Below are 1,765 nucleotides of genomic sequence, written 5' to 3' on the forward strand. Positions count from 1 at the left end.
GAAGTCCAAGAGGTTTTTGGGGTGTTTGGATTGGCCGTCCAAACGGTGAAATTTCAACCTATCTCAACCGGGAAAAGAAATCAAATGCCGGTTTTTTAGACACAAAAAAGCCGACTACTCTTGGAAAGTCGGCTTTTTTGCGAGTGCTATATAGTCAGAGTACCACCTCTAACACACTCTAAATCCTAGAAAAAACACACGACATTGGACACTACAGGAGTAAGCAATGTCGTGTGTTTTAACCTTATAGACCTCAGGTAAGTATAGCGTGTCGTCGCCTGATATTTCAAACGCTAAGTGTGCCTTGGGATTTTTCCCTTAACATAACAAATATAATGCGTAACCAAAAATAGCAGATAAATAACAATGAGATAACAAATAACCTTGAAAAATTTATAGCACATCAAAGAATCCCAATAAAAATAATTAATGGATTAATTATTTAAAATTAAAAACAAAGGCAACGTTAAATTTAATAAAATAACCATTAAAATCAAAAGTTTAATTTGGTGCGTATTATATTTGTTATGTTAAATTGCAAGATTGAGAGGCCCATCACAAAAGCAAATAAGTTTAATAATTCTGGGTCACTTTTGAACGACTAGAGGGTTCAGCGATATTTCAGTTTGAACTCGGTCGTTTCGGTTTTTCTTAATTGAAAAGGATTTTGTATGAATTTGAAATCAGAATGTAGGGTTGATAACAAGGAAGTCGGTATCGCTTTTAGTCTTTCAGCAAACGCGAATAAAACGTTAACGCTATCGGCGAAAAGAGCAGAACGGGCCAAAAAGCGCGAAGGGAAACTTCGATTAGAAGATCATCTCAAACGTTTTCCCAATTGGTCGCTGTAACGAATGATATTGCCGTCTGAGATCTTATTTCAGATGGCCTCGAAGGTGGGCTGCCTTCACGATTGCAAAAAGCGCCGCAGAGGGGCGCAGGCCTGCGTAATATGCCTAACAAATTCAGGAGCCCTCTCTGGGGCGACGTCCAAGGCTGTTTTTCTACTCAATTAAGCACGCTGGTTGAGTGGTGAAATAGAGTTACTTGGGAATACCAGACACCACACCCTTTGGATGTGCGCATTCTACTACAAGAATGCTCAAGCCAGTTTGTAGCACGGCTCTTGAAAGAGAGCCCATTGTTTTGCTTTTTTAAAAGAACAAAACAATGTCCTAAAAAGGAGTGTGAACGATGCAGATTATCTACGGACATTGTCGTACAGATGAGGCGGCGAATGTATTAGGCCACTTTGTTGAACAAGGGGATTTTGTCAGCGTCAAAGAACTGGGAACGGTCGGGCGTGAACACATGGCGTTTGCCGCCTTACTGTCTTTTACTGGACACCTTTCATTCCCTTTCTATTGGAAGGGTGTTCATTTTGTTGCGGTTCAAAAACAAGTTCAATCAGTTAACCGTCTCACTCTCCCAGCTTCAAAGAATGCTTGTAAAAAACGTTATCGGAAGCTTAAGAACACCATCATTAGCGCTCAAAATTGGAAGCAACATGTGAGTCGTAATCGCGGTTTGAAGTACGCGAAATCTTCTCTGTTTTCTTTATGATGCGTGCCTATACCTGTCGATTTTAACCTTTCTCCCCACGCGCCGTTTAATTTGCACGTTGCACGGTCTGCCTAGGACAACCTAACCCTTCTTCCCAGCTTCTCAGGCAAGGAGGTCTTTTACTCCATCATGACCAAACACTTGATAAATTTATCACTCAATAAGGATATTTATTATGAAAAAACGCACCCAGCGCACCCTC

The 1,765-nt window shown here is 40.7% G+C and carries 3 protein-coding genes; all 3 read left to right on the top strand.

The annotated features are described in order from the left end of the window. Positions 1–182, top strand: a 182-nt coding sequence (locus tag AB4589_RS23120) for a hypothetical protein (protein WP_372101772.1), incomplete at its 5' end; no start/stop codon positions are given. 489 nt (positions 183–671) lie between these two features. Further along, positions 672–851: a TraY domain-containing protein gene (locus AB4589_RS23125; protein ID WP_016800598.1), complete on the top strand. Its 180-nt coding sequence runs from the start codon at positions 672–674 to the stop codon at positions 849–851. Between the two features lie 343 nt (positions 852–1,194). Then, positions 1,195–1,563, top strand: a complete 369-nt coding sequence (locus AB4589_RS23130; RefSeq protein WP_048660709.1) for a hypothetical protein — start codon at positions 1,195–1,197, stop codon at positions 1,561–1,563. Positions 1,564–1,765 lie beyond the last annotated feature (202 nt).

This window comes from Vibrio sp. 10N.222.49.A3, from assembly GCF_041475145.1.
GTDB classification, from domain to species: domain Bacteria; phylum Pseudomonadota; class Gammaproteobacteria; order Enterobacterales; family Vibrionaceae; genus Vibrio; species Vibrio tasmaniensis_A.

What these genes read in the sequence shown, in the direction of transcription:
- AB4589_RS23125 (WP_016800598.1), top strand. Translation starts at nt 672, where the DNA reads ATGAATTTGAAATCAGAATGTAGGGTTGATAACAAGGAAGTCGGTATC.
- AB4589_RS23130 (WP_048660709.1), top strand. Translation starts at nt 1,195, where the DNA reads ATGCAGATTATCTACGGACATTGTCGTACAGATGAGGCGGCGAATGTA.